5 protein-coding genes and 1 pseudogene are annotated in these 4465 nt (G+C 65.3%); 1 reads left to right on the forward strand and 5 read right to left on the reverse strand.

The window, feature by feature from the left end:
* From V6M49_RS15940 to V6M49_RS15950, 4 genes and pseudogenes are all read right to left on the reverse strand, one after another.
* Positions 1 to 226: pseudogene (locus V6M49_RS15940) on the reverse strand (HNH endonuclease signature motif containing protein); the annotation flags it as partial.
* Between the two features lie 177 nt (positions 227 to 403).
* Positions 404 to 1264 carry an SDR family oxidoreductase gene (locus V6M49_RS15945; protein WP_332761975.1) on the reverse strand — a complete coding sequence of 287 codons (861 nt, stop codon included), beginning with the start codon at positions 1262 to 1264 and terminating at the stop codon, positions 404 to 406.
* A gap of 71 nt (positions 1265 to 1335) precedes the next feature.
* On the reverse strand, positions 1336 to 2214 hold the full coding sequence (locus V6M49_RS19955; RefSeq protein ID WP_442959746.1) for a nuclease-related domain-containing protein: 879 nt from the start codon (positions 2212 to 2214) through the stop codon (positions 1336 to 1338).
* 119 nt (positions 2215 to 2333) lie between these two features.
* Positions 2334 to 3248 (reverse strand): MSMEG_6728 family protein, encoded by a 915-nt coding sequence (locus V6M49_RS15950; protein ID WP_141139631.1) that lies wholly within the window; start codon positions 3246 to 3248, stop codon positions 2334 to 2336.
* Positions 3249 to 3437: 189 nt separating this feature from the next.
* Between V6M49_RS15950 and V6M49_RS15955 the strand changes: the two genes are divergently transcribed.
* Positions 3438 to 4040 (forward strand): hypothetical protein, encoded by a 603-nt coding sequence (locus V6M49_RS15955; RefSeq protein WP_332761978.1) that lies wholly within the window; start codon positions 3438 to 3440, stop codon positions 4038 to 4040.
* Positions 4041 to 4192: 152 nt separating this feature from the next.
* On the opposite strand, the gene V6M49_RS15960 is transcribed toward V6M49_RS15955, so the two are convergent.
* A partial coding sequence (locus V6M49_RS15960) for a LysM peptidoglycan-binding domain-containing protein (RefSeq protein ID WP_332761980.1) occupies positions 4193 to 4465 on the reverse strand: 273 nt, incomplete at its 5' end.

The following is a 4465-nucleotide window of genomic DNA, read 5'->3' on the forward strand; positions in this document are numbered from 1 at the left end:
CTTGGGCAGCGTCGTCATAGTCGGCGACCGCCTGGACTTTCAGGGCCGCCATCTTCGCCTCCCCGCGGGCCACGGCAGCCAGCGTCTGCAGGGCGAGCTCGGACCTCCGATGCAGCGGGTCAGTACACGGATCCGGGGCTTCGACAGCCTCACGGAGCACCACAGCAAGCGCAGCGAAGGACACCGAAAGGGCCTCCGCCGTCGCCACAGCCGCTCTGCTATCCATACTCAAATCATCCCCGGAGGGTGTGACAATAACCGCGAGGCTGAATGGCCATGTGCATAACTCTGCGAAGCAACGATCGGTGCCGCGAATCGCGCCGCGGCAATTCAGGGCCTCAACTGTCCGTTCGCGCTGGTGCGCTGACGTTGTGGGCCTCAAGTGTCCGTTCGCGCCCTGAAGCTACGGGTGGCGGACTGCGGTGCGCGCCAGAACTGCCCGGTACCCTTCCCGGAACGTCGGGTAGGTGAACTCGAGCCCGGTCCCGCGGAGCAAAGCGTTGCTGCAGCGTTTATTGCCGCCGCGGGCCTCGCCTGCTGGTCCGATGGGCGGTTCCGGATAGCCCATTTCCAAGGCCAGAAACCGCAGTACATCCCCAAGTTCAGCGGGAGAGTTGTCCACACCGACATATACCGGCGCAGGCATAGTTTCCATGGTGGCCAACTGGACGATCGCCGCAGCGGCGTCGTCCCGGTGGATCCGGTTGGTAAAGCGTGGTTCGTCGGGAACCACGGCATTCCCGCTGCGGACCTGGTCAATCAGCCGAGTCCGGCCCGGACCGTAGATCCCACCCAGCCGCAGCACAACAGGCGAGGCACCAGTGCCGCGCAGCCGCGAAACCAGGAGTTCCTCCGCCTCGAGGAGGATACGTCCCGAGAAACTGCCAGGTGCCGCCGTCGTACTCTCATCGACCCAGCCACCGCCGGCGTCCCCGTAGACAGCGGTGGAGGACACAAAAAGCACGCGCCGCGGCGTCACGCCGTCGCGCTCCAGGGCGTCCAGGACATGCGTCAGACCGTCCACGTACGCGGCACGGTAGGCCGCTTCCGTGGGTGAGTCGGCCGCTACGGCCACGACGACGGCCGTGGTGTCCGCCGGGACAATGGGCAGGTCCGTGGAGCCAAGGTCCGCCGCCACGCCTTCGATGGCAGAGGGCAGTTTCTCGGGTGAACGTCGCCAGCCCACCACGCGGTGCCCTGCCGCGGCAAAGCGCAGGCCCGCTTCAGTGCCCAGATCGCCGCAGCCGGCCAAAAGAATCGTCATGGTGAAAGTCTGCCATTCCCGCCGTCGTGACTCGCATTCGCGGCCTGATCAGGGCGCTGGAAGGGTGGAAACTACCGCTGGCGCGGGAACCGGGACTCTCTGCGGCTGGGGCGAAAGTTGTGAGAGCACGCCGGAGAGCACGCCGAGGGCGAAAATGACCAGTGCCAGCCGGAAGAGCACCCCAGGCAGCTCGTCTTTTTCCTGCGTGTAGGCTTTGGTCGAACCTTAACTGGAGGGCGTATGGTGCGCGGGTCATCGGAGGGGTCACGTGCAGTGCGCCAGCGTGCCAAGGATGTGGCAGGGCCTGCAGCATGCATGAAATCCGAAGGCCCGGTCGGAACACCTCCAGTGGTTAGAAGCGGTGGACTTGAGGTTCCGGCAAGCATGTTGGTCAGGAATTGGTGAATGGCTTCAACAGTGTTCGCATCAAGCACCGCCGGCACAGCGCCTATGGCGCGGCATACGGTGTCGATGCCCTGGACCCGCGCACCGCTGGCGGTGGTGCCCTGCAGATCAGGTTGTCCAACCATGCACAGCCACGCTTGAACGTAGCGGCGGTGCCGCGGTTCCAGGAGGGCTGCCACAGCTGAGCACTGCTCTACCACCCCGGAGACTTCCCGCTCACGGGAGTAACCGTTTTGCCGCAGGACGCCGTTCCGGAGATGGATGTCGCCGGACCAGTTCTTCGCATCGATCACAATGATGCCGCCCGGGCCCACCAAGACATGGTCCAAATTGGCTTTGGGCCGCCCTGGCCAATGCACGTCGTGAAGGGCCATCCAGCCCTGGACCTCAAGCGTGTCCAATATCGAGGCAACCCGGGCTTCACCAGCGGCACCCGCGGCCCACGCCCGTTCAGCCCGTTCTGCGTAGTCGAGCTGGCGCCTCAGTTTGGCCGCTCGTTCCGCCGCAATACGCGCCTGCTCAGCAGTGCCGTCGCCTGCCCCCATTTTCGCCCCCAAGCTGTTGGTGCTTGCTGCCAGCACTCAACGATCACTGTAAGGGAAAAGTTGCGCGGGCGTGCAGGAGCTTAGGCGTCCTCAGCGGCGCGAAACCCCGGCGTGGCCACTCAGGGAGCGGGAACCGGGAAGAACACCCGGGGGTCCTGCAGGAGCGCGGGGTAATCGAAGGCGGACCGGTCGATCACCTCGGTGACGCTGAACGTGCGGCCGAACCGGCCGTCGGCGAGTGTGATGGGACGGCCCAGCACCTGCCCGACGGCGAACTTTTTGCCGTCCTCAAACGAAACCGCGACGGCGGTCTTGCCGGGGAGGGTGGCGAACGCTTCCTCCTGCGCCTGGCGCTTCCGGGTCGGCTTCTTCACGAGCTGCTTGGGCGGCAGCTTGCGCGGCTGCTTGGACGGGCGGCGGGAGCCGTCGTCGACGTAAACGGGGGAGTAGCCGTCCTCAGGGGCGGAGGGCGCAACAGCGCCGCCGCGGCGGATCGGCGGCAGTGCCACAGTATCCAGCGTCTGCGGATCGATTTCGGCGTGCGGGTCGCGGAGGATCCAGAGGATATCGCCCTCGGGTTCTGCCGGATAGAACTCGTGCTTGGGCTCAGGCCAGATGAAATCCAGGTCCAGGTCGGCGTCCGGGAACACCGTCTTGTAGAACTTCGGTTCCTTGCGGAGCAGCTTGGCGCGGTGGCTCAGGTGGAAATCAGGGTTTCCGAGCCACTCCGGCAGCGGGATCTTGGCCGCGTAGTCCGGGTGTGCTGCCTGGGGCGCGAACTCGGTGATGTTGGCGCGCGTGTTGTCTTCATGGCCGCGGTTGGTCCATTCGTCCACCATCGCCAGGCCGTACATGGTAAGCGCCGGAACGTGGCCCATCCACATGCGGACGGCGGGATGGTCCAGCCAGCCGTACTCGGGAATCACCAGAGCCCGGAGGGTTTGCAGCGCCTCGACACGCTGCTTGCCAAGCCTGGCGGTGTCCAGTGCTGCGGCGCTCTGCCGGAAATCGGGATACGGAAGGAAGGTTTGCATCCCTTCAGTCTGACGGCATGCGGCGGATGTGCCAATTGCAGTGCCCGGCGCCACACGCGCGGGATCCCTGGCAGCGCCCCTCAACCGCGACAGGGCAACGGAATAGTTCACATAGTGGACCGATACATACAGCAGATACCGCTAACCACTAAGATCACCGAAACGCCCCACCGTCCCGGAAGCCCCCTCATGACAATTTCACCTGAAGTGACCGCCGGTTCAACGCAGCTGTTTGTGCCCAAGTTTGGGCAGATGCTTGATCCGGAGGCCAAGGGCATCCTGGTCCTTGATGAATTTACCCTTGACCCCGCCGCCGCACGCCACGAGCAGCACGGCTTTCGTGCGGCCATGGCCTCAGTGGCCCTGACCCTTCGCCGGATCGTCGCGCTGCGGATCGTGATTGCGCTCGTGGCGATCGGCAACCTGCCCCTGTTCCTGATGTCCAGCGGCTGGTGGATCTACGCCGTCTCCCTCGCGTTGGTGATCGGTGTGCACCTCGCCGTCTCCTGGCTCAACAAGCACGAGCCCAAGGTCCGCCAGCGCCAGATGCTGGAACTGCACCTCCACCGCGAGAAGAGCGCCAACTACCGCAAGGTCCGCGACGCAGTGAAGTACATGATCGACACCCCCAGCCGCATGAACGAGCACCTCTACCTTGAACTGCTGGCGGCCAAGCGTGTGGCACTGAACCTCGCCCACGGCACGGTGGCCCTGCTGGACACCAGCGACGACGCCGCGTGGAAGGTCCGCATCATCCGCGAAATCCCGACCGCGGGCAAGGCAGCAGCCTAAGTCACGAGAACATTAACGGACGACGCCGGAGCTCCCCAGCGAGGGGATCTCCGGCGTCGTTGTTTCCCGGGGTTGTTGCTGCCGGGTTTTTGTTGTTTCCGCGGGCCGTCGTTCTTGGGGAAAGGGGCGGCTCCCGCGGAAAGTGCTGAGGCTTAGGCGGGAAGCTGGAGGACCTGCCCGGAGAATACGAGGTCCGGGTTGGCAATCGTGTCCAGGTTTGCGTCCGCCAAGCTCTGCCAGCCGCCCTCAACGCCGAGCTTGTCGGCGACGGTACTCAGGGTGTCGCCGGGCTCCAGCGTGTAGGTCTCGCCACTCAGTTCCACGGGCGCGGCGTGCTGCGGAGCCGTCACGGCATCCGTTGCGGCCGGCACGGCTGGTGCCTGCTCCACAGGCGCCTGGACCGGCACGCTCTCCACGGGTGCCTG

The sequence above is a fragment of the Pseudarthrobacter sp. genome, from assembly GCF_036675385.1.
Classification (GTDB): Bacteria; Actinomycetota; Actinomycetes; order Actinomycetales; family Micrococcaceae; genus Arthrobacter.